The organism is Sphingobacterium sp. R2 (assembly GCF_040760075.1).
GTDB lineage: Bacteria > Bacteroidota > Bacteroidia > Sphingobacteriales > Sphingobacteriaceae > Sphingobacterium.
Genome location: NZ_CP142884.1, coordinates 1,498,773 through 1,520,891, shown reverse-complemented (window position 1 = coordinate 1,520,891; position 22,119 = coordinate 1,498,773). Strand labels below are relative to the sequence as shown.

At 43.8% G+C, this 22,119-nt stretch carries 16 protein-coding genes; 13 read left to right on the top strand and 3 right to left on the bottom strand.

The window, feature by feature from the left end:
• Positions 1-32 precede the first annotated feature (32 nt).
• Together VXM68_RS06415 and VXM68_RS06410 are read left to right on the top strand one after the other, a co-directional pair.
• Positions 33-575, top strand: coding sequence for a DUF3347 domain-containing protein (locus VXM68_RS06415; RefSeq protein WP_293956087.1), 543 nt, complete (start codon positions 33-35; stop codon positions 573-575).
• 221 nt (positions 576-796) lie between these two features.
• Entirely contained in the window at positions 797-2,836 is a 2,040-nt protein-coding gene (locus VXM68_RS06410) for a tetratricopeptide repeat protein (protein ID WP_367210800.1), read from the top strand.
• Between the two features lie 9 nt (positions 2,837-2,845).
• On the opposite strand, the gene VXM68_RS06405 is transcribed toward VXM68_RS06410, so the two are convergent.
• On the bottom strand, positions 2,846-3,505 hold the full coding sequence (locus VXM68_RS06405) for a response regulator transcription factor (protein ID WP_367210799.1): 660 nt from the start codon (positions 3,503-3,505) through the stop codon (positions 2,846-2,848).
• A 215-nt stretch (positions 3,506-3,720) separates the two neighbouring features.
• On the opposite strand from VXM68_RS06405, the gene VXM68_RS06400 reads away from it, so the two are divergent.
• The 6 genes from VXM68_RS06400 (at position 3,721) to VXM68_RS06375 (ending at position 13,238) form a co-directional block, all read left to right on the top strand.
• Positions 3,721-5,280 (top strand): fimbrillin family protein, encoded by a 1,560-nt coding sequence (locus tag VXM68_RS06400; protein WP_367210798.1) that lies wholly within the window; start codon positions 3,721-3,723, stop codon positions 5,278-5,280.
• A 38-nt stretch (positions 5,281-5,318) separates the two neighbouring features.
• The gene (locus VXM68_RS06395) at positions 5,319-5,486 is read left to right on the top strand and encodes a hypothetical protein (RefSeq protein WP_293956091.1); all 168 of its coding nucleotides are present in this window, start codon (positions 5,319-5,321) and stop codon (positions 5,484-5,486) included.
• Positions 5,487-5,663: 177 nt separating this feature from the next.
• Positions 5,664-7,904: a PAS domain S-box protein gene (locus VXM68_RS06390; protein ID WP_367210797.1), complete on the top strand. Its 2,241-nt coding sequence runs from the start codon at positions 5,664-5,666 to the stop codon at positions 7,902-7,904.
• A gap of 1 nt (position 7,905) precedes the next feature.
• Positions 7,906-8,277, top strand: a complete 372-nt coding sequence (locus VXM68_RS06385) for a response regulator (RefSeq protein ID WP_367210796.1) — start codon at positions 7,906-7,908, stop codon at positions 8,275-8,277.
• A gap of 283 nt (positions 8,278-8,560) precedes the next feature.
• Entirely contained in the window at positions 8,561-11,539 is a 2,979-nt protein-coding gene (locus tag VXM68_RS06380) for a SusC/RagA family TonB-linked outer membrane protein (RefSeq protein ID WP_367210795.1), read from the top strand.
• A gap of 16 nt (positions 11,540-11,555) precedes the next feature.
• Entirely contained in the window at positions 11,556-13,238 is a 1,683-nt protein-coding gene (locus VXM68_RS06375) for a RagB/SusD family nutrient uptake outer membrane protein (protein WP_312363314.1), read from the top strand.
• Between the two features lie 111 nt (positions 13,239-13,349).
• On the opposite strand, the gene VXM68_RS06370 is transcribed toward VXM68_RS06375, so the two are convergent.
• Positions 13,350-14,168 (bottom strand): TlpA family protein disulfide reductase, encoded by an 819-nt coding sequence (locus VXM68_RS06370; RefSeq protein WP_367210793.1) that lies wholly within the window; start codon positions 14,166-14,168, stop codon positions 13,350-13,352.
• A 652-nt stretch (positions 14,169-14,820) separates the two neighbouring features.
• Here VXM68_RS06370 and VXM68_RS06365 point away from each other — a divergent pair.
• Genes VXM68_RS06365 through VXM68_RS06345 form a run of 5 tightly spaced genes read left to right on the top strand, consistent with a single transcriptional unit; the run spans position 14,821 to position 21,322 of the window.
• Positions 14,821-17,904: a SusC/RagA family TonB-linked outer membrane protein gene (locus tag VXM68_RS06365; protein WP_367210792.1), complete on the top strand. Its 3,084-nt coding sequence runs from the start codon at positions 14,821-14,823 to the stop codon at positions 17,902-17,904.
• Between the two features lie 12 nt (positions 17,905-17,916).
• Positions 17,917-19,482, top strand: coding sequence for a SusD/RagB family nutrient-binding outer membrane lipoprotein (locus tag VXM68_RS06360; RefSeq protein WP_367210791.1), 1,566 nt, complete (start codon positions 17,917-17,919; stop codon positions 19,480-19,482).
• 18 nt (positions 19,483-19,500) lie between these two features.
• Positions 19,501-20,313 (top strand): DUF4397 domain-containing protein, encoded by an 813-nt coding sequence (locus tag VXM68_RS06355; protein WP_293887170.1) that lies wholly within the window; start codon positions 19,501-19,503, stop codon positions 20,311-20,313.
• 2 nt (positions 20,314-20,315) lie between these two features.
• Positions 20,316-20,933: a hypothetical protein gene (locus VXM68_RS06350; protein WP_367210790.1), complete on the top strand. Its 618-nt coding sequence runs from the start codon at positions 20,316-20,318 to the stop codon at positions 20,931-20,933.
• A complete protein-coding gene (locus tag VXM68_RS06345) occupies positions 20,858-21,322 on the top strand; it encodes a phosphodiester glycosidase family protein (protein ID WP_367211292.1) in 465 nt (154 codons plus the stop codon). The genes VXM68_RS06350 and VXM68_RS06345 overlap by 76 nt, the downstream gene beginning before the upstream one ends.
• Positions 21,323-21,579: 257 nt before the next feature.
• Here the strand turns inward: VXM68_RS06345 and VXM68_RS06340 are convergent, their stop codons facing one another.
• Positions 21,580-21,816: a hypothetical protein gene (locus VXM68_RS06340; RefSeq protein WP_367210789.1), complete on the bottom strand. Its 237-nt coding sequence runs from the start codon at positions 21,814-21,816 to the stop codon at positions 21,580-21,582.
• Between the last annotated feature and the right edge of the window lie 303 nt (positions 21,817-22,119).

Genomic DNA, 22,119 nt, shown 5'->3' with positions numbered 1-22,119 from the left:
CGATCATTATCCATTTAAAAGAAAATAAGAGCATGAAAAATAAACTAAAAGGAATTTACATCACCTGCTTGATCAGTCTTCTCATGATTTCCTGTCAAGCAAGCCACGGACAAGATGTCGCACAGGCACAACGCGACCGACTATTTAAAAGCTACATGGAAGTAAAAAAGGACATCCAGAATGAAAACTTTGCCAGCGGCAAAGCACATGCCGTTCAGCTGGAAAAAGAAGTGCAGAACTTTCGACTGAAAGGATTGCAGCTCGACGACATGATGCGTCTGAAAAAAGTAAGCCAAACCATGAAGGCCGATGCTGCCAGCCTCAAAGCCGCACAAGACCTAAAGGCTATGAAAGCGTCGTTTTCTGCAGTCACACAATCCCTATTTACCATTATGGAGACGATGAAATGTACCGATGAGGCGATGTACCTGCAGTATTGCCCTATGGAAAAAGGCTATTGGCTAAGTTACGACAAGGCGATAGAAAATCCGTACGCAGCGTCGATGCGCAAGTGTGGTGAACTGGTCAAAGGAATGGCACAAGCCGATTACCCCAAGCCCGTAGCCTGCCATTAATTTCCGCACGAACGCGGTAATCACATACAGATCAGGAGCTGTCCAAATAGATTGGGCAGCTCTTTTTTATTGAGCCCCACCCCACCAATACACAACATACTGATTACAATAGAATTACCCAACAAAAATTCAGAAGCGGTTTAACATTATCACTATGCAGCATTTTTTTTTTACGATTTAATGCCGGCACATGAGCAGGCATCTTGTTATCTTTGCGGGCAATGCAATATTTATCGAATGAAAAGTCGAGGTTTGGAATAGTCGTCACACTGTTGATGTTGTTTTTCCTAATTACTACGGTATCTTGCTCCAATTCTGGTACGGAAGCGGCCAACAGTAATTCTAAGATCGACACCACCACGATTGATAGCCTCAATGCGCGAGCAAACAGCTTATGGTCAAGTATTCCCGATTCAATGATTACACTGAGCAAACGTATAGTGGCTACTTGCGATAGCGTTGGCTACACAGCAGGAAAAATTGATGCACTTCGCAATCTTGGTAGAGGTTACTATGAAACAGGCAACTATAATAAGGCTATACAGCAGTACAATAAGTCCGTAAAAATCGCTTTGGAAACTGGAGATATGGCGCGGGCGGTTAAAATTTATAGCAATTTAGCCACGTCCTATATTGCCCTCGGAAAGCACAAAGATGCCTTACTGGAATTAAACAAAGCATTGGACGGAGCCGAAAACTACAATTTGCCCGAAGTCAAAGCGCACGCCATGTTTAATATGGCAACTGTTTATCATTATCAACTTATGATGGATAGTGCAATTTCCTATTATACCCAAAGTCAGCAGCAATATGAACAGATAGGCGACACCTCAAAATCTTCATTTATACTCGGCAATATCGGTCATATCTTCCTCGTAAAAGGAGATTTTGAACGGGCAAAAGCCAATTATCTTCAATCCCTAAAACTCGCTGAAATACAAAAAAATCGTAAAGCAATAGGGAATGCGCAACAATCCTTAGGGGCGCTTTATCTGAAAATGAAGGTTTTGAAGAATGCACTTAATTACTTATTAAAAGCGAAAGAAACCTTGGAGCCAACAAGGGAGAATACAGAATACATGCGTTTATTGGAAAAACTTTCCGAAACCTATTTCCAAATCGGCGATACAGCAACTGCCATTAGCTATATCAAAGCCTGCCATAGCTTAGCACAATCGCATGGACAACTGTATTACTTGCAGCTTTCGTCAAAAAAGCTGAGTGAGTTTTATGAAAAAAGTGGTGATTTTAGCAAATCACTCGCATTTTATAAGATTTATAAGGCGGCATCCGATTCGTTGTACAGCAACGAAAACAAAGAAGAATTGGTACGAAAGGAAGAAGAATTCAAATTTAAAAAACAACAAAGCGATATAAAGGCCGTCTACAGCGCCAAGGTGTCGCGCCGAAACGCCATCCTGGTCATCGCATTGGTTGTTATCCTATCCATGTCAGTCATTGGCTTCCTCCTGATAAAAAATTTTAAGCAGGCCCAGAAAAATAACAAGATGCTCCAGAGCACCAATGCCTTTATCGAGGAGCAGGTCATCCTGCTCGAAGAAGCAAACAAATTCAAAAAATCGTTAATCTCGATTATAGCACACGATATCAGATCGCCAATAAATAGTTTACTATATATCCTTAAGCCATTTAAAGATGGGCTTATTTCGGAGTCCCAAACGAGAGAATTGTTATCGTCCTGTTATGATGAAATTGATACCTTAACCATTCACATCGATAATCTGTTGCTATGGGCTATTCAGCATTTGCATACAGTTCATCTTTCAGTAGCTAATTTCAATATAAGAGCGCTCTTTGAAGATATCGTCAAACTTTACGAAAGGAGACTAAGCGAAAAGCAGCTTACAGCAGCAATTGATTGTGACGCCTCACTTGCCATCTCTTCCGACCGCGAAGTGATCAATATTATCGTCCGTAATTTGGTAGATAATGCCATTAAGTTTAGTCGATCAGGGGAAAAGATAGTCATTCAAGCCAAAACAAATGCCCGAGGCGACCGTGTCATTTTTTCCGTTGCTGATGCGGGGCATGGCATCGCTAAACATGTACGAGATAAAATCTATTCAGACGCAAAGCCTATTTCACTGAACGGAACAAGCGACGAAGAAGGTTTTGGTTTGGGCTTAAAGCTCTGTATCTATTATTTAGCACTTTGTCAGAGTGAACTCCAGATCCACAGTATCGATGGTAAAGGCGCTATCTTTAGTTTTGAATTGCAATCTTCTGCCCATGACCTTTAACGGTTGGCGCTATAAAAGGCCCTGGTCTTTTGCCAGCGTCACCAGATGTGTCATCGACTGACACGCTGCTTTAGCCATCATATTTCTGCGATGCGCTATCACCGTGTGGGGACTCAAAAACATTTTCTCTGCAATCGCTGCGATTGTTTCACCATTAGCGACATGTTTCAACAATTCTATTTCCCTTGCAGTAAAATTTAGCTGCTGCCCCTCTTGCTGATCGAGGATTTCTTGGAAAAGAGGATCCACGAATGACTTCCCCGCAGCCACATCTTCGATACATTGTTTTAATGTACCCACCGAACAGGATTTACTTAAAATACCCGCCGGATTGTACCGTTTCAAAGTCTGAATAAGCAATGGCGACATGGCACTTGTTAAAAATACAATTTTTGCATTTTTATTGATTCTATTAATTTCCGATAACAACGACAGCCCATTTCCTTCTCGGAGGTAATAATCCAGAAATATAACCATGCTTTCCCGATTAAAAGCATTCAAAAATGTAAAAAAGTCCGCTACGTCGTTGCAAGTTTTAACAAAATCAAATAAGGTATAGCGCTCCAATAGCAGCGAAAAAGCATCTGCAAAGAGCCCATGATCATCCAATATTATTGCATGCTTAGAATTGTTCATTACCACAGTTCCTTCAAATAAAAAATCCGCCAAATGTAATTCATTTAAACGAACTCTTTCTTTTGGCAGTGACCATATACCTAAATTTTGCTATTCACAATCCTATCCATAGCAAGTTATAGGTATATAAGCCCATGGAAATTGTTAATTGATAGACTTTGTAGTTTTTTTGTACAAATTTTCCCTATTCCATGTTCCACAAGAATTTAGGGAACAACGGGGGTCGCACACATCAACTGAAAGTAAAAATGTCATTTAAATTTAGAACCATTTGCAGTATTGGAATGCTGTCATTTGCAGCATTGACCAGTATGATCATTACTTCGTGTAAAGAAACTAAGGATAGTGTTTCATTCGCTGGAAAAGCGAGTGTGAGTATTCACCTCTTGGGTGTAGAAAATCCAGTTACCATCACATCAAAATCAAACAAGAGCATCCACACGTCGACGTCTAATAAGCCAATTCGGGTTCCTTTAACAGCATCAAGTGCTATTGAAGCCACATTGTCTCCAGTGCCGTTAACCCGATATGGCAGTCCGCTGCGGGCATCAGCGGCGCCTCGTGCCGCTGCTACTGAAGAGCGTTCACCACTTGGAGAAAATGTGAAGTACAAAATAGTTGTCTATAATGATGCCGGCAAATATGTGACGGAGAAAATATATACAAACCAGGTAGATAATGATCAGGAGATAGCGTTGGATGCTGGTCATACCTACACTTTTGTAGCATTTTCCATCAATAGTACCACTACAGTACCCACAATAACCGCACCGGACGATCTAAATACAGCGAAGTTAGCCGACATCAGTGCAGACCTGATGTATTTTAAACAGCAGCTACCGGTTCAATCTGGAGATAATACGATCGACGTGATTCTAAGGCATCAATATAGCGAGGTGACAACAAATCTGAGTATGGACACTGAAATGACGGGAGCAATTACCCAACTTGGCACAACAACCATCGGGCCCACACATCCGAGCGCAAATCTGCAGTTAGCAGACGGTTCCATCACCTACAACGGATCAACATCTACTTCAAATGTTGTATTCCCGGCACTCGGTCCAGGATTACGTACAGTATCCAGTGTCCCATCGCTATTGATTCATCCAGTAGAAACCAATGGGGTGTTCAATTTTGGATCAATAACCATTGATGGCGAAACGAAGAACAATGTATCGTTTACAGGATTGAGGATTGCACCTGGAGAGCGTTACAATTTGAACCTCACCTTCAAAACCTGTACGGAAGAGGTCACCGGAGGAGCCAACCTGAATTGGAATTACCTTGCTTCCGGGGGTGGAGCAAATGTGAACGGCACTATTGTTCCAAATGGATCGATTGTAGAACAAACGTTGACGGCGCCAGGAGCCGATTATGGTTTCGTATTTGACATTCTAGAGATGGACAATTCGTTCAACATGGAGGTAAATGGAATCCCATTGGCTACTCAAGAAATACAATTCGAAGCCAATATCGCCATCGCGCCCAAGAATGTTGCCTTTGAAGATGGTAGTCTGCATGGAGGCATCAATACAGCCGGAGGTACAATTCCGCAAATCTACGCCATGGTAGGCACCGCCACCAATCCACTTATCCGTGTAGTGATCAGCCGCGAAGGAAAAGTAAGCATGTATGGTAGTAAAAGTTCCGGTGGCGAGCTATATCCTTTGGTACTAACTGCAGGTTCATTTAATACGGTGCCTTGGAATCCAGCCTCCAATACGGTCAAAATAACGCAAGTCGTACAAGGTAAAACTTCCATGGTCGGAGCAGGTAGCGGTAGAAAAAAGGTTACATGTAGTTAATTTCTATGCTTGATTATACGGATAAAAATAATGATGTCATGAAAAATACAAAGAAAAAAAATTATATAAGCCCCCAAGTTTTTACACTGGAAATCGCGTTAGAGCAAGGAATCGCAGCAGCATCTCAGCCTCAGCCCGTTCAAAGTGTAGCACCACAGGAATCGTGGACTGTTGTCGAAGACGACAACCGAACCATAGATTGGTAATGCCGAAAATCAAATTCGATGCAGATATACGATTTTTTCGCAATGAGTACCGTCAAAACACCTGTATTGACGGTACTCATTGCGAAAGTACACCGCGGTTGATGTAACCTATCTATTTTTTTGCTATATTTAGATACACAACTTTTTACTGTGTAAAACGTATACCCATGTATCTATATGCTTAGTGTAACTACCGAAAGATCCGATTTTGACCGAGCCATATTCGACCTAGTCCCGCTACCCATGTGGATCTATGACCTAGATACATTACGTTTTCTTGCTGTAAATAAAGAAGCCATTCATCAATACGGATATAGCGAAGAAGAGTTTAAGCAGATGACAATCAAGGATATTCGCCCGCAAGAGGATATACCAAAATTGGAGGAAGCTGTAGAAAGAACCAAAAGCCGACTAAAAAAATTTAAGAAAAGTATTTTTCGGCATCAGAAACGTGATGGTCGCATCATGTATGTACAGATTAAAGGCAACACCATCAATTTCTACGGCATTCAAGCCGAAATCGTTACCGCCACCGACCTGACCGAGCTTTATGAGAAAGAACGCAACTTAGACAAGGCCTACAAGGAGCTTTCATTCAGCGAGAAACGGTTTCGATCATTGATCGAAAATGGACGTGATCTTGTGGCTATAATCGACCTCGAAGGCAAATACAAATATGTAGCCCCCTCCTCCATTAACGTCTTGGGCATTGAACCCGAAGCTTTCCTGGGCAAAAATGCTTTTGACTACATCTATGAAGAAGATGCTCCCCACGTCATGGGGCAGCTTAGCAAAATAACAGAGTCGCAGTCTGTGTCCATTGATGCCTACCGTTTTCCCGATGCAAACGGCGATCTGCGCTGGTTTAAAACCGAATTGTCAAACCACCTCGATACACCATTGATTGAGGGTATTATCGCCACCACCCATGAAGTTACCGCCGAAATAAAAGAGAAAATTGTTAATGATCTTTTTACCGAACTGACGTCAACATTTGCGAAGTCTTTTTTCTTGGTATCCTCGTTGGATCAAGCCCTTCAGCGGCTTGTACTGCTCCCCAAAATACGTGTGAGCGAAATATGGCTGGTCGCTCCAGACCACAGCGAGTTACACCTTGTCTCAAAATCCTTGCAGCAAAGTAAGTTTGCGCTATTCCACCAACAGACACAGGAATTGACTTCCTGTACGGAAGAAGACGGGCTTGCAGGTAGGGTCTGGAAAGAAAAAAAGGTGGTTATTTGGGACGATATCGGCGCAAATAAAGATTTTCTACGCGCAGAAGCGGCCAGGGCGGTGGGTCTTTCCACGGGCATCGGTCTACCGATTATGTATGGCGATGAATTTCTTGGCTGCATCGTATGTTTTTCGACGTCTGCGCCAGAGAATCTTGTCGAAAAGATAAATTTACTGACCAATGTCAGCGAAAGGCTTGGCCCACTTGTCAAACAAAAAGTAACAGAAGAAGAATATCGTAATGTTTTCAATATTTCTTCAGATCCCCTTTGCGTTATTGGTTTTGATGGTTATATCAAAAAATGCAATAAAGCTTTCAGCCAACTGCTGGGTTATCCTACAACCTATCTATATGCTACACCAATGTTTGACCTCATCCATGCCGATGATCGAGAGCGCTTAGCGGAAGGGTTATCGTTATTAATCAGCGGCCATATCACCGAGCGTTTCTCGGGCAGGTTTTTAACATCCGCCGGTGAATTGAAATGGCTGCAATGGTCGGCTACTGTAGCAGCAGAATCCAAAACGATTGTTGCTGTCGGGAAGGATATTACCAAACAAAAGCTTGCCGAGCACGCGTTACAAACAGCTTATGAACAATTACAGACGGCTCAAAAAATTGCTAAGCTAGGCTATTGGTTTAGAGCTATAGATTCGGATATCACGGAATGGAGTGATGAGATGTACAAAATTTATGATTGTTCGCCTAGCACCTTTATCCCCAGCTTAGAAAATATCAAGCAGACTTTGCAGCCCAAAGACCAGTATATGCTCGAGGATGACCCTTTATTTCACCTGGAGTCTGGAAGTATCAAAAGCTTTGAGCATGAAATCATTACCTTATCGGGGAAGTTGAAATGGGTGCATCAGGAAGTGCGATTAGTGACCGATGAAACGGGGAAGGTCGTTAAAATTGAAGGCACGATACAAGACATTACAGCTTCCCGCCGGGCTATGGATCAAATTAAGAAACAGAACGATACACTCCGTGAAATCTCCTGGCTGCAATCGCACGTCATCCGGGCCCCACTAACACGGATCATGAGCCTAATTTACCTATCAAAAGAATTAGATGGTGGCGGAAAATCGCCCGATGAAATTATGGATCTGATTATGGATTCCGCACAAGAATTAGATGATGTGATTGCGCAGATCACTGTTAAAACAAACCTTATTCATCATTAAAATGGAACAGATACTACTCATAGATGACGACGCTGTCATCAATTTTATACACACCAAAATCATTGCTAGTGTCTATCCCGATGCGACTGTGGTCATTTTAGAAAATGGGAAGAAAGCGGTGGATTACATACAGCAAAATCAACAAAATTCCTATCTCGTCTTCTTGGATATCAATATGCCGATTATGGATGGCTGGCAATTTCTGGAAGCGATGCAAGATTTTCCAAACAAGGGCAACCTGCGCATACATATGTTAACTTCTTCCGTCGATTTACGAGACCAGAGTCGCGCAGCAGACAATACCATGGTGCTCTCTTATCTACCAAAGCCTTTAACAAAGGATGTTTTACGATCGATACCCGTTGAACAATAGCTGGCATTAGATAAGTAGTCCATCAACTATTACGCACTTTAGGCAATACCACCTTCATTGCATCAAATCGTCTCAAAGTATCCTCATATTGTCTCAACAGGCAATACCTCTCCTTTCTATGCTGTACATTTAGGGTTCAAATCACACCAATTATATGCAGTATCTTGAATTTGAACATAACGATGTTATCTGGAGTCCGAAAAGCATCTTGACCATGCTAAAAAGATTGCGACTATCCCTGTCAGCGTAAACAACCAATACACTTATTCATAAACATTAGCACATGAATTTTAAAATGAACAGTTTTAAAGTGGCTACTAAATTATTGCTATTCAGCAGCAGTTTATCTGCTGGAGCCGCTTACGCATTGCCCCATGCCCCCTATGTTCAGGAAGCCCAAACTACAATCAAGGGCAGTGTCAAGGATGAGCAGGGCAACCCTATTGTTGGTGCCACTGTCTCCGTCAAGGGTAGCACCATCAGTACCTCCACCGACGCCAATGGCGCGTTTACACTCAGCAATGTCGAGAAAAATGCCGTCCTTATCATCCGCATGATCGGCTTTACCGCCAGAGAAATTACCTATAATGGCAGCTCCAGTGTACATGTACAACTGCTGTCAGACACGCAGCAGCTCGAAGAGGCTGTTGTTGTAGGCTACGGTACTTTGGACAAAAAAGAGTTGACCAGCGCCGTATCGAGCATCAAGCAGAAAGACATGGTTGCGGGGGCTGTATCACCGCTCTTGGCGATTCAGGGAAAAGTACCCGGTCTCAGTGTACTTTCCAACAACGGCACAGACCCCAATGCGGGCATCTCACTTCAATTGCGTGGGGTCAATTCGGTCAATGCCTCACAGGGTCCCCTGGTGGTTATTGACGGTGTCCCCGGTGGCGACATCAATTCCGTTGCGAAAGAAGATATTGAAACCATCAACGTACTTCGGGATGCCTCCGCTGCAGCCATCTACGGAACACGTGCTTCCGGTGGTGTCATCCTGATCACCACCAAAAGACCTCAGGTTGGCAAGGCGCAAGTGAATTTTACCTCCGAATACTTTGTCGAAACCATCCGCAAACGTCCACAGGTATTATCGGCAGAGAAATTTGTCGAATATGGCCTCGGTGAAGACCTCGGACATCGTACAGACTGGTATGATGAAGTCACCAATAACAATCCATTCAGCCATCGGCAGGTCGCCAACATCAGCGGCGGATCCGAAAACGCCAATGTCTATACTACGTTTACCAAACGCGACGCCAAAGGGATGGCGATCACGTCAAAACGTGAAGAAATCGGCGGACGAATCAACAGTGCCTTCAAATTTTTCGACGGCTTCGCCGAGTTGAGCACCAATGTAAGTTACAATCAGGTACAAGCTTTCGGTTCCAATCGCGATATCTTCAACAACAATGACATTTTTAATATGGCCCTGGTGCTCAATCCTACCCAAACGCCTTACGATGCCAATGATGTCAGCGGATATAATGTATTGGAAGGTGGATATGACACCTGGAATCCTGTCGCTGAGGCGCGCCTGCGCAGCGATGAAAAGCAGTTCAAATACCTGTTGGCCAATGCGACCCTAAAATTAAACCTGACAGAACACCTGACCACCAGTGCGACCATCGGCGTAAAAAACAACAGCGAGCATGGCAACTATTACCGGTCGGCCCAACATCGTATTTCGCGTGAGAATAATGTGGATGGATTTGCCAAGCAATATTACAGCCGGTTCAATGACCGCATCTTTGAGTGGACCGCCAATTACACCAACCGATGGGACGAACATTCCTTAAACGCTGTAGCAGGCTACAGCTATCAAGATTTCAATGGACAAGGATTTTCTGCCGAAAACTCCAATTTCCCGGTGGATGGTATTGCCGACAACGACATGGGTACAGGAACCTATTTACCAGACGGTCGGGCAGGTCTTGGATCCTGGAAAAACCCATGGGTCAAACTTGCCGCCTTCTTTGGCCGTGTCAACTACTCCTATCTGGATCGCTATATCCTGACCGCAACGGCGCGGTACGAAGGATCCAGCAAATTTGCGCCCAAAAACAGATGGGGTTTCTTTCCGGGGCTTTCCGCAGGCTGGCGTATTTCACAGGAGTCCTTCCTCAAAGATGTTAATTTTATCAACGACCTAAAACTCCGGGCAGGCTATGGCGAAACGGGCAATGAAGGCTTCGATGCAAAAGTGGCAACACGGATGTATAGTGCCGACACCTGGTTTCTACAGGATGGTAAATGGTTCAGGACATACGGTGTGATGCACAACCAAAATCCAGATATCAAATGGGAGGTCAAAAAAGAATACAACCTTGGGTTGGACTTTTCCGTACTGAACAATCGCTTAAGTGGTCGTTTTGATATCTACAAACGTAAAATCGATGATCTGATTTTCGACATCAGCGTATCCCAGCCCCCAGCAATCCACGATCGGACAACCATGAATGTGGGTAGTATGCAAAATACGGGGTACGAGTTTGAATTGAACTTCAAAGCCGTAGACAACGACAATTTCAGTTACACAACAAGCCTAGTGGGTTCGCATAATAAAAGCAGGCTCAACACCTTATGGGGTAGTCAGACCTTTACCGACCGGAAGGACTTCCCGGCCCCCGGCTCACCAGGGTCAGCGGTGAGGTTATATCCCGGCGAGGACATTGGCCGCTTCTTCCTTTGGAAATTTGCAGGATTTACCGACGATGGTTATTGGAAACTATACGATAAAGACGGTAATGCATTTGACGTGCGCGACCGGAATAAAACGGTAGGCGACAAGTCATTTGTCGGCAATGCCATTCCAACACTACAGCTTTCCTGGAACAACCAGTTCAGCTATAAAAACTGGGATGCCAGTATCTACATGCGCAGCTGGATCGGACACGATGTGTTCAATATGATCAACATGTACTATAGCCTACCTAATGTAAAAGGTCAGAATGTTTTGGAAGAAGCCTACGACAAACATAAAAATATCAAGGGAGAAAAAGAGCTGAGCGACTACTGGTTAGAGAAAGGCACCTTTCTCAAGGTTGACGCACTCAACATCGGTTACCGCTTTAACCAAAATTGGATCAAGCCTTTAAAGTCCATGCGGGTATATGCCACCGCACGCGACCTCTTTGTATTTACAAACTACACGGGGCTAGATCCAGAAGTCAATATCAATGGTCTTGAACCGGGATTTGAAGAGCGTAATGTCTACCCCAAGACACGGACTTTTATGATGGGTTTACAAGTAAATTTTTAAAGCTAGCAGGACAAACATGAAAAAATATATTTCCATAGCCACCCTATCCGTAGCCTTGCTGCTATCCGGATGCACCAAATTGGATCAAGAATTTTATAGTTCGGTCACACCGGACACCTTTTTTAAAAGTGAAAAAGACATCAAAGCTGCCTTATTTAGACCATTTACCCATGCCAAATGGTATATGGGCGAAGACCGCTGGCGCTTGCAGGAATACACAGCCGACAATTTTGCCATCACCACCAAAGGGCGGCACTGGTATAATGGGGGCGAGAATGAGCGCTACCATTACCACCGTTGGACGGCGGACGACAACTGGGTCTGGGGCAGCTGGCGCGGCACGCTGATGGGTGTTGCCTTGGCGCTTGATGCGAAAAGCGACCTGAGCAAACTGGACTATAGCAAATTTACACTTACGGAAGAACGTAAAGCAGCAGACCTGGCGCAATTGGATGCCTTGATCGCCTATTTCTATCTGCGCGGGCTGGATTATTTTGGCGGTATGCCTATTTTCGAATCCCTAGACCAAGAATCCCTACCGCGCAATAGCGACCAGGAGCTCTTTGCACATATCGAGAAGCTGCTCAAAGCAGCTATTGAGAATCTGCCAGCAAAGAAGGCCGGCGACAGAGAAGAGGGCGCTATCCGCAAAGCTGCCGCTGCAGCCATGCTGGCACAGCTCTACTTCAATGCAGAGGCCTATATCGGGAAATCCATGTACGCTGAAAGCCAAAAGCTAGCTCAGGATATTGTCAATAAAGTTTATGGCGACTACAGCTTGGATACCAAATGGAACGGCGTACATGGATTTAAAAACAATGAGTCGCCCGAGATGATTTGGTCTATGCCGTCAGAATTCAAGATGCTGGAGTACAATTGGTTTTATGCAGATTTCTACCATTACAACACCAGGCAGTTCTTTGCCCAAGATATGGGCGGCAACAATGGCGCCCACCTAACTCCATCCAAGAAACCCAACGGCTCCCTTTACGCAGCAGACTTTAAGCTAGGTTCACCTTTTGAAACTTTCGACCAAGGCGATCTCCGCAAAGCACCCTATGTCTACCACGGCACAGACCAATACGAAGGTATGTTTATCGTAGGCCCCCATAAGACCCCTAGCGGCGAGGTCATTGTTGGGGGTGAAGAATATAAAGATAAGCCCCTGGACTTTGTCGACCAAGTCGGCCGCTTTTCAGAAGTTGGGCCTGGAAAAAAATACAGTTCCATCGACCAGCTGCCCTCAAAGATGTCCGAAGGCGAGGAAAACACCGGTATACGTTTGGTGAAGGTACCTATCCCAAATCTTGCCAACAATACCTTGCGTTGGGGTGCAGATATGCCGATTATCAGACTGTCTGAAATATACTATATGCTTGCCGAATGTGAATTCAGGTTAGGAAATAAGGAAAAAGCTGCAGCACTATTCAATACCGTCCGAAAACGGAATTTTGCACAAGAGCAGGATCCGAATCCCGTAACTGTAGCCAATATTGACAAGTACCGTATTTTGGATGAATGGAGTATTGAATTTTTAGGCGAAGGACGCCGGCGTACCGATTTGATCCGATGGAAAGCATTCACCACAGAAAAATGGTGGGATCATAATCCAAGTACTTCGGCCCATCTGAATCGTTTTCCCGTACCCAATCAGGCCATTGCCGGCAACAATAGTCTGACACAAAATCCAGGTTATTAAAGAGCGCAACGAATCGATTTAAACGAATAGAGCCCAGTCTGATTTAGTAAACAGGCTGGGCTCTTCAATTTTACACTAAACCCTTGATTCAATCATTTTTGAGTTCTCAGCTTATTCAATTCCTTGCATCTGTTGATACGTAAACAGCTGTGGATAATTTTTTGGAAGTTCAGTTGTCAGGTTATGCATTTGAAAATTATCATTTCTAATTCTGCCATCCGGATCCATGAGTACGTAGCGCGGAATTCCGTTAAATTTAAATAATTCGCGTAATGCCCTATATTCATCGGCAGAAACCCGATACGATTCAAACATGCTATTTTTAACAACATAGTCCTTATAAAACTCCATATCTGGTGTCCCTTCACTATCTGTTATAAAAACAAACGCCACATTCGGATTATCTTTGAGTTTTAGGCGTTTCCCCTGCGTTGATTCGATACCCGATCGGCAGGGACCGCACCACTGTGCCCAAAAGTCCACAACAACGACTTTACCACGATACTTATCTGTCATTTTTTTAAAAACAGAGGCGGCATCGGTTTGGGGTAGTACATAGCCGTTTCTGGACTTCCATTCACGGTCTGCCAGTCTGAGCGCTTCACCCTTTAAATCCTCGTTCGTCAATATGGCCCGCAACTGATCAGTAGTCTTTGCTATCGCGGCGGCATCGGCAGCACCATTTAATGCAGATTTTAATGTACGTAGTTTTGCAACTTCTGAGACCAACGTATTGGCTATAGTAGGGTTAGTTTTTCGATTTGCCGAATCCAATACAAAATAGAAGTCCTTTTGGCGCTGACCATTTAAGGCATCACGGCTAAATAAAGTCGAATACTCGAATCGGTTGATAAAGGTAGAAAATTCATTTTGTGACAAAATAGCCGGATCATTAAGGTCTAAGCGCCCTATAAAATCACCGAATCCCATTCCGCAACAACCTGCTTTTTGTTTGCTGAAATAGTATTCTCTTTCAACATTTTTTCCAGACCTTGATAAAAGGCACGAGGATTCTTTCCCCAATTGAATCTTCCCGCGTCAGCTCATTACTGCTATAAATAATACCACTTGTAAATTCTAATGCAGGACTATAATCTTCGATAAATCCGATGATGCGCACAGTATCAAATTGAAAGAAAATCTTTTTATACGAAGTAAGACTTTTTTTCACTTTAGCTTTAGCCAACTGCTGCGTTATCCAGCCATTTGGATCGCACTTCGACGTTTTTTCAGTAGATAATTGTGCCGTTAATCATTTTTTTATCCACAAACCTCACTAAGATTATTATTTTGTCAACGATCGCATTTTACTGTGAGTAATCCGATATCACAAAAAAAATCTTCATCTTTAAAAAGCGTATTTTTGCGTTTTTATTCGTCTAAATACAATATTCCAATATAACAATTGTGCAATAATTTGAAAAAATGCATTTTTATGCTATATTTGAATTAAAACATATATAAACCGATTTACAACCGCTATAATTTTCCAGATGAAATAGCAATGATTTTATGTTGCACAAGCACCAGGTGTATTGGCAAAACCTAAGTTAAACAAAAGCTAATCAAACACATTTTTATTATGAAAAAAAGTATGCTCATACTAGTGAGCTTGCTGAGTACGTATGGCGTCGCCCTGGCCCAAAGAATCGTTACCGGTAAGGTCACTACGACAGATGGATCTGCATTGGGAGGTGTTACAATTATCGAAAAAGGTAAAAACACCCAATCCATTACTAACACGAGTGGAATGTACAAAATTACGGTACAAGAAGATGCCACCTTAATTTTTAGACATGTTGGCTACACACAACTTGAAAAAGCCATCCAAGGACAATCGGTACTTAACGTTAGCCTATCCGAAAATAGCTCATCATTAGATGAAGTCGTGGTCACCGCCTTTGGTGTCAAGCGTGACCGAAAAACGTTGGGATACTCTACCCCCATCGTCGCCGGATCTGATGTTTCCGAAACGCAACGAGAGTCCTTTTTCCAAGGACTTCAAGGCCGTGTTCCGGGCCTATCCATCAATAGCACAAGTGGTATGCCGGGGGCATCAGCACAGATCGTGTTACGGGGATTTGCTTCCATTTCTGGCGACAACAACGCGCTTATCGTTGTAGACGGCGTTCCCATCAACAATTCTACCCTGAACGAAAATGACCTCGCCAGCAATGGTGCCAATAGAGATCTCGATTACTCCAATCGCGCGATGGACATTAACCCCGACGATATCGAGACCTATACCATTTTAAAAGGTCCAGAAGCTACCGCCCAGTTTGGTAGCCAAGGTGCCGGGGGAGCCATTTTGATCACCACCAAGAAGGGAAAAGCAGGTCGGTTTACAGTCAATTATTCGCTTTCGGGCCGTGTTGAAACGGTCAATAAGTATCCCGAGCGGCAGTATGTCTATTCGCAAGGTACCAATGGTACGTATGCGGGGACTTCGAGCTACGCCATGGGGCCAAAATATCCTGAGGGGACGACACTCTACAAAGATAATGTCAACAATTTTTTCCGCACCGGCTATAACCAAAAGCATAACCTTTCTTTCGAAGGGGGGTCTGAAAAAGTCACCTACCGCTGGTCCAATGAATATAGTAACAATACTGGTATTGTTCCGAACACCAGCTACAAGCGTTTTTCAACGCGCTTAAATGGTACAGCCAAATTTAATGACAAACTGGAATTCAACACCTCTTTTAATTACATCAATACACAGAACGATAAAGCCCGAAAAGGAAATACAGGCTATTTGATAACCATGATGCGCTTTAATCCGCTTTATGACGTCCGGGACTGGATCGATGAAAAGGGTAACCGTGTACTGCACAACTCAGATATTTACAATGAGCTGGACAATCCTTTTTGGGAAGTGTACCGCAATACGGCCAATGATGATGTTAACCGCATCCTGGCGACCTCCAATATTACCTATCGGCCGACCAACTGGTTGAGCCTGAATGGGATCATCGGCATGGACTTCGCCAACACATTGGGGCAAAGCGTTTACCATCCGCAGTCCTATTCGGGATCGGGGTCGTCGACCAATGTGCGCAACGGTTCGATGAATGTCTATCAGGTCAATGGACGTGTACTTTCTGGATCATTTATGGCTACCGCCAATACAAAGATCGGCCGGGATATTAGTTTTCGGGCCAACCTAGGGACCGAATTTAAAGATTACAATACCCTTACCAATTCACAATATGGCGAGGACTTTTACGACCCCGACTTTTACAGCATCAACAATACCTTCCCAAGCACTCGTCTAGCCAAATCAGTTGCCAACAACTTTCGTACGGTCGGCTTCCTGGCACAGGCCGGATTTGGGTACCTGGACAATCTACTGTACCTAAATTTAACAGGTCGATTGGATGCGGCATCCCGCATGATGCCAAACAACCCTTATTTTGGTTACCCGTCCGCGTCGCTGGCCTTTAACTTTTCGGATCTAGCCTTTTTCAAAAACAAAGTCAGCTGGCTCAGTGATGGAAAATATCGGATCTCTGTCGGCACAACAGGGAAAGCTCCCTTTAAGAGTTACTATACCTTATCTAATTTGGAACCCAAACTTTCCACCGGCGGCGGATTTGCCTACGGCGTGAATGGTGGTAACCCAAATCTGAAAGCCGAAAAAACCAGAGATTTTGAGACAGGGCTCGAATTTGGCTTCTTCAAGCGCCGGCTTACTTTTGATTTCAGTTATTTTAATCGCCTGAGTACGGGCCAAATCATCCTACCCCGACTAAGCTATGGCTCTGGTTTTGTGTTACGGATGATGAATGGTGGTGAAGTCAAGACTTATGGTACCGAGCTGCAAGTCAACGTCAATCCCATCAAGAAAACCGATTTCAGCTGGGATATGACCTTCAACTTTACCCAATATAAAGGAAAGGTACTTTCACTGGCCGAAGAATTGCCTGAATTGTACGATTCAGATACTTGGGTCCTGAGCGGCGTGCGCTCTTCGGTCATGCCCGGCTATAGTATCGGTACATTGTCAGGCACACAGTTTAAAAGAAATGACCGTGGTGACATCTTAATTAACGCACAAACAGGGCTTCCCATCGCCGGTACCGACAAATATTACCCTATCGGTGACCGCATTCCAGACTTCACCCTCGGCATTGTCAACAAATTCAATTACAAAAACTTTTACCTTACATTCTTATGGGATCTGCGCAAAGGTGGCGATGTGCTCAATGGACTGGATTATAGGCTTTATACCTATGGACAGTCAGTAAAGACGCTAAATCGGGAAGAACCCCGCGTGATCGAGGGCGTATTGGAAGATGGACTTGAAAACACGGCCAATCCAACCATAAACCGTATTGCGGTAACCCCCTATTCCGCATCGACATATTATATGACCAATATCGAACCGCAGATGTTTATTGAGAAAAACATTTATGCTTTCAGGCTCCGGGATGTAACACTCCGTTACGCCTTACCCAAGCATCTGACACAGCGTATCTCGTCACAAGCTGCACTGAGCGTATTCTTTACCGCTACCGATCTTTTCCTTTTTACGAATTACACCGGACTGGATCCCGAGAGCAATAGTAATACCGCAGGCCTTGGCGGTATCGGCGGTTACGGTATCGATTACGGAAATATGGCTAAGCCCAGAGGTTTCAATTTTGGCTTTAACTTGAGATTTTAGGAGGAACATATCATGAAAACAACGATTTACATATACATTTTTTCAGTCCTAATCGGATTGAGCAGCTGTAAGAACTACCTGGACATCAACGAGAATCCGTCCAACCCGCAGCTCGTCAAAGCCGAATTGCTTTTAGCGCCGATCATCTACCAAATGGCCAACGGCTATGCCAATGACCAGCGTCAGATGAACAAGTTCAATCAGACCATTTTGGGTGCCAGCAGCGACGAGTCATCCCGGATCTGGGAGCGTCATGGATATCCGGCCCAAAGTGATGTAGGTGGAGTGATGTGGCGCATGGTCTATTTTGATCACGGGCTCAACCTACAGTTGATGATCAATGATGCCATTGTCAATCAAAAATATGAATATGCCGCAATCGGTTATGCCGTAAAGGCCTGGGGCTATCAGATGCTGACTGATTATCACGGCCCGATTATTCTGGATGAGGCTTTACGGACGCAGCAGTTATCGTTCAAATACAATGACCAGCCCGATGTGTACGCTAAAGTACGTCTATGGTGCGACTCGGCATTATATTACCTCGATCAAAAAAGCCCCGTTAATTACAGTGCCAACCTAAATTCAAAAAAGGGTGACAATCTCTTTCGGGGCAATATGGACCGTTGGCGGAAATTTGTATACGGCCTGAAAGCACTGCAATATATCCACTTAGTCAATAAACCGGATTTCAAGGAAAAGTATGCTGATTCAATTGCCTATTTCGTGGACCGTTCCTTTGATTCACCTGCTGACGATGCGGGTGTAAAATTTGACGGAGACAAATCCGAGACAGCCAATGTGGTGAGTTCCAGGTTTGGCCTTTACACCACATCCTATTACAACCGTGCAGGCAAGCCGATCGTACGCTACCTTACTGGTGGATTGCGCGGTGAACCCATTGAGAACCCCAAGGCGTCGACTGATCCCCGCCTTTCGCGCATGCTGATGATCAATAATCCGGTTGACAGCATCTATATTGGTGGAGATCCAAATGTATCCAATACCACGGTGCCCAATATACTGGGCGATGTGACCAGCGGACAGGGCAAATTTATCTTTAGGGACGCTGCAGATTTCCCGTTGATGACCTACGCACAGCTGCAGTTGGTTAAAGCCGAAGCACTATTTATCAAAGGTGATCAGGTAAAGGCTTATGAGGCGTATATCAAAGGGATATATGCGCACATGAATTTTGTCAACAAGTACATCAATACCACCAACGAAAAATCCATCACTCAAGTTGAAGTAGATAATTACATCAAGGGTGGAGAAGTACCGCTCTCTGCTACGGATTTGACTTTAGCCGATATCATGGGCCAGAAGTATATTGTACAATGGGGCTGGGGAGGTCTTGAGCAATGGTGTGATTTAAGAAAATATCATTATAGCACGGAGATCTTTAAGCAGTTTATCCCCTTGGCGGGCAGCCAGCTTACCTACAATGACTATTGCTATCGTGTACGGCCGCGTTATAATTCGGAATACGTATGGAATGCGTCGGAACTTGAACGATGGGGCGCGCTAGAGCCCGAATATGTGATTAAGCCAACTTGGTTTGTTACTTCGACCTATTAATGTGTAAAAGGAAAGATTATGAAGAATTTCAAAAAAATACTATTTCTTGCTTTAGGTGCTGTTGGCCTATATTCATGCGAGAAATCCATTCAGGACTTTGGACAAGTAGATTTTCTCGGCGCTGACGATGTCATTGTGAAGATCAATATGGCTTCGATTTATCCAGACGACCGCTATATGTATGTCAAATTTGATGGGCAGCGTGTTACATCACGCATCCGGGGACGTGAACCTTTTCCTGGTGGTGGTTATAATACACGCGGAGACTCGCGACCTGATTTTTTAAAGTGGAAATCTGGAAACGTAAAGGTACAGGTCGCCCTGCCCCATAAAACCGATGATGGGCGCGATTCTATTATTTTAGCTGAATCATCTGTCAGCCTGGCTGCCGGCAAGCGCTATACCATACATATTACCGATACGGCACAGAACACAAAAATGATCTTGAATGAAGAGGATCTTTCACGTCCCGACAGTACGCAGGCCAGATATCGCTTTACCAATCTGATGCCCAATGTTCCATCGATTGATCTCTACTACGGCGCCGCGGCCACTGGAAGCGCAAATGCTATTGCAATTCAAGATTCGCTTGTCGCTAAAGACGTTAAATACCTCGAAACAAGTCCCTATTTCCAGCTGAACCGTATTGCCACGCGCACCTGGAAGATTCGCAAAGCAGGGTCTCCGGTCACAAATGGTACCGTTATCGCCTCCTATAGCAATGCCGGTTCTATCCTGGACCGCCGATCGTATGTCGTTTATGCCTTGGGCTATGATGGATTTACCAGTACCATTATGAAGCCCTATGTTTCATTTTTCTTAGTTCGATAGATATGAAAAGAAAAACAATTTTAAGTTCTGTCCTGCTGTGCATCAGCTGCATCAGTATTTTTTATTCCTGCAAACAAAGAGACGATTATCCATCCTTTGACGACAAGGTAGAAGAAACGGCACCCGTGGATCCTATCCCTGATGACAAGCAAGTCGAGGCCGTTACCAGAACGATTATGGAACGGACCGATCTGATTAAAACTTTTCTGCTCGACTCGTCGGTCACCATCAGCACTGGACTTGTCAGAACGCATGTACGCTATGTCAATAAGCTCGACCAGCGTGTTAGCCTTCAATTATTGAAAGTCGATCTTTCCTCCAAAGATATATTTCCGGCCATCATGAGCGCATTTGACGATTACCTCTATGTAAGCCAACCGATCGGAGACATGGCCAAGTACAATGAACCACGGTCAGGGGGGGAAATTTTAGCGGCAATCAATGCGGCTTTATCGTCTACCGTATCTTATATCAAAAATGGCAGGCAGATCAATGTCTCGACCAGCAATATTAAAACCAAGGAAAAGACCAGACCCTTTTTGCGATCCGCAAGGACGGATCGCCTTACATTGGCAATTGTGTTGACACGACCAAATTTACTTTTGAGCCCTATGATCTGAATCAATTTAGTGGGTTGGTATCTGGCACCAACTGGGTGCGCTACCGTGGCTATAGTGTTTTGACTACCTCGGAAGTTGTGCAAGCGGTGACTGCCATAGGTCTATCTTCGGATAAAAAAACAATGTATGCCCTTGTTGTTGATGGGGGTGACACAAACTTTTCGGTGGGGATTGGCCTAAATGACGTCGCTGCTTTGATGGGAGCTTTAGATGCCTATGATGCCTTTGTATTGAATAGTGGTGCTACAAGTGTCATGGTACAAAAAACCTTAACCGCTGATCCATTCAATCCGATCATCTGGAATCCGGTATCCAAGCCGCTAACCGCAGGTGGATCGGCCAGTATCAGCGGCGTTGGATTTGTGAAACGCTCATCCATCAAAAACTGATGGTTTAATGCGACAAGGCAAATTCCAATGGTTGGTCCTATGCGCACCTGAAGCATAAGTAAAAGCCCCTGCATACGACAGGGGCTTTTTAATAGAACAAACGTCTATATCTGTAATAAGCAATGATTCCATTCTTATTACCGAAAAATTCATTTCTTATTGCACAGAAAAACAAGCTATTATTGTGTTGTTATTGTTTAATGCATTGGGGTTAGACACAAGAATTCCGTATTCACCTTGCTCCATACCGTTAATACTCAATTTGTAAGAACTATCTTTGATTTTACTTTACCTATACCAATAATGTACATGGAAGCACTCGCTTTACTTTTGATTTTCACACTTTGCTTTTCAAGTGGAAGAGGTGCTCCATCGCTTTTTACATATACCGCCTCCCCTATATATTCAGGTTCTTCAATATGGTCAAAATTTTGTTGGCTAAACCCTTGAAGGGCAAATGTCAATAGGCTAATGATTAATAAAATTATTTTCATTTATTAATCAATAAATTGCGTTAATATAGAAAAAGAAAATATATCCGCCCAAATATTACCGCATCTTTAAAATGAAAAAGCCACTCCCGTTCGGAAATGGCTAAACAAAATTATTTATATGCTTTAAATGTAAAAAGAAACATTTTGAGTACGGTTGAATATACATCATGCAAAAAGGGTTATTTAATGAAAATAGTTACATGTGGCCACAGTATTGTTAGCATGCGCGAGAAAATCGCTTGGGATATACCAAATACAAATTCAACCTTACCAATTGTAGATTAACAAGCCCAGGTAAACTTG

Excerpts from the sequence above, each read along its gene's own strand:
- VXM68_RS06415 (WP_293956087.1), top strand. The coding sequence starts at position 33 with ATGAAAAATAAACTAAAAGGAATTTACATCACCTGCTTGATCAGTCTT.
- VXM68_RS06410 (WP_367210800.1), top strand. The coding sequence starts at position 797 with ATGCAATATTTATCGAATGAAAAGTCGAGGTTTGGAATAGTCGTCACA.
- VXM68_RS06400 (WP_367210798.1), top strand. The coding sequence starts at position 3,721 with ATGTCATTTAAATTTAGAACCATTTGCAGTATTGGAATGCTGTCATTT.
- VXM68_RS06395 (WP_293956091.1), top strand. The coding sequence starts at position 5,319 with ATGAAAAATACAAAGAAAAAAAATTATATAAGCCCCCAAGTTTTTACA.
- VXM68_RS06390 (WP_367210797.1), top strand. The coding sequence starts at position 5,664 with ATGCTTAGTGTAACTACCGAAAGATCCGATTTTGACCGAGCCATATTC.
- VXM68_RS06385 (WP_367210796.1), top strand. The coding sequence starts at position 7,906 with ATGGAACAGATACTACTCATAGATGACGACGCTGTCATCAATTTTATA.
- VXM68_RS06380 (WP_367210795.1), top strand. The coding sequence starts at position 8,561 with ATGAATTTTAAAATGAACAGTTTTAAAGTGGCTACTAAATTATTGCTA.
- VXM68_RS06375 (WP_312363314.1), top strand. The coding sequence starts at position 11,556 with ATGAAAAAATATATTTCCATAGCCACCCTATCCGTAGCCTTGCTGCTA.
- VXM68_RS06370 (WP_367210793.1), bottom strand. The coding sequence starts at position 14,168 with ATGGGATTCGGTGATTTTATAGGGCGCTTAGACCTTAATGATCCGGCT.
- VXM68_RS06365 (WP_367210792.1), top strand. The coding sequence starts at position 14,821 with ATGAAAAAAAGTATGCTCATACTAGTGAGCTTGCTGAGTACGTATGGC.
- VXM68_RS06360 (WP_367210791.1), top strand. The coding sequence starts at position 17,917 with ATGAAAACAACGATTTACATATACATTTTTTCAGTCCTAATCGGATTG.
- VXM68_RS06355 (WP_293887170.1), top strand. The coding sequence starts at position 19,501 with ATGAAGAATTTCAAAAAAATACTATTTCTTGCTTTAGGTGCTGTTGGC.
- VXM68_RS06350 (WP_367210790.1), top strand. The coding sequence starts at position 20,316 with ATGAAAAGAAAAACAATTTTAAGTTCTGTCCTGCTGTGCATCAGCTGC.
- VXM68_RS06340 (WP_367210789.1), bottom strand. The coding sequence starts at position 21,816 with ATGAAAATAATTTTATTAATCATTAGCCTATTGACATTTGCCCTTCAA.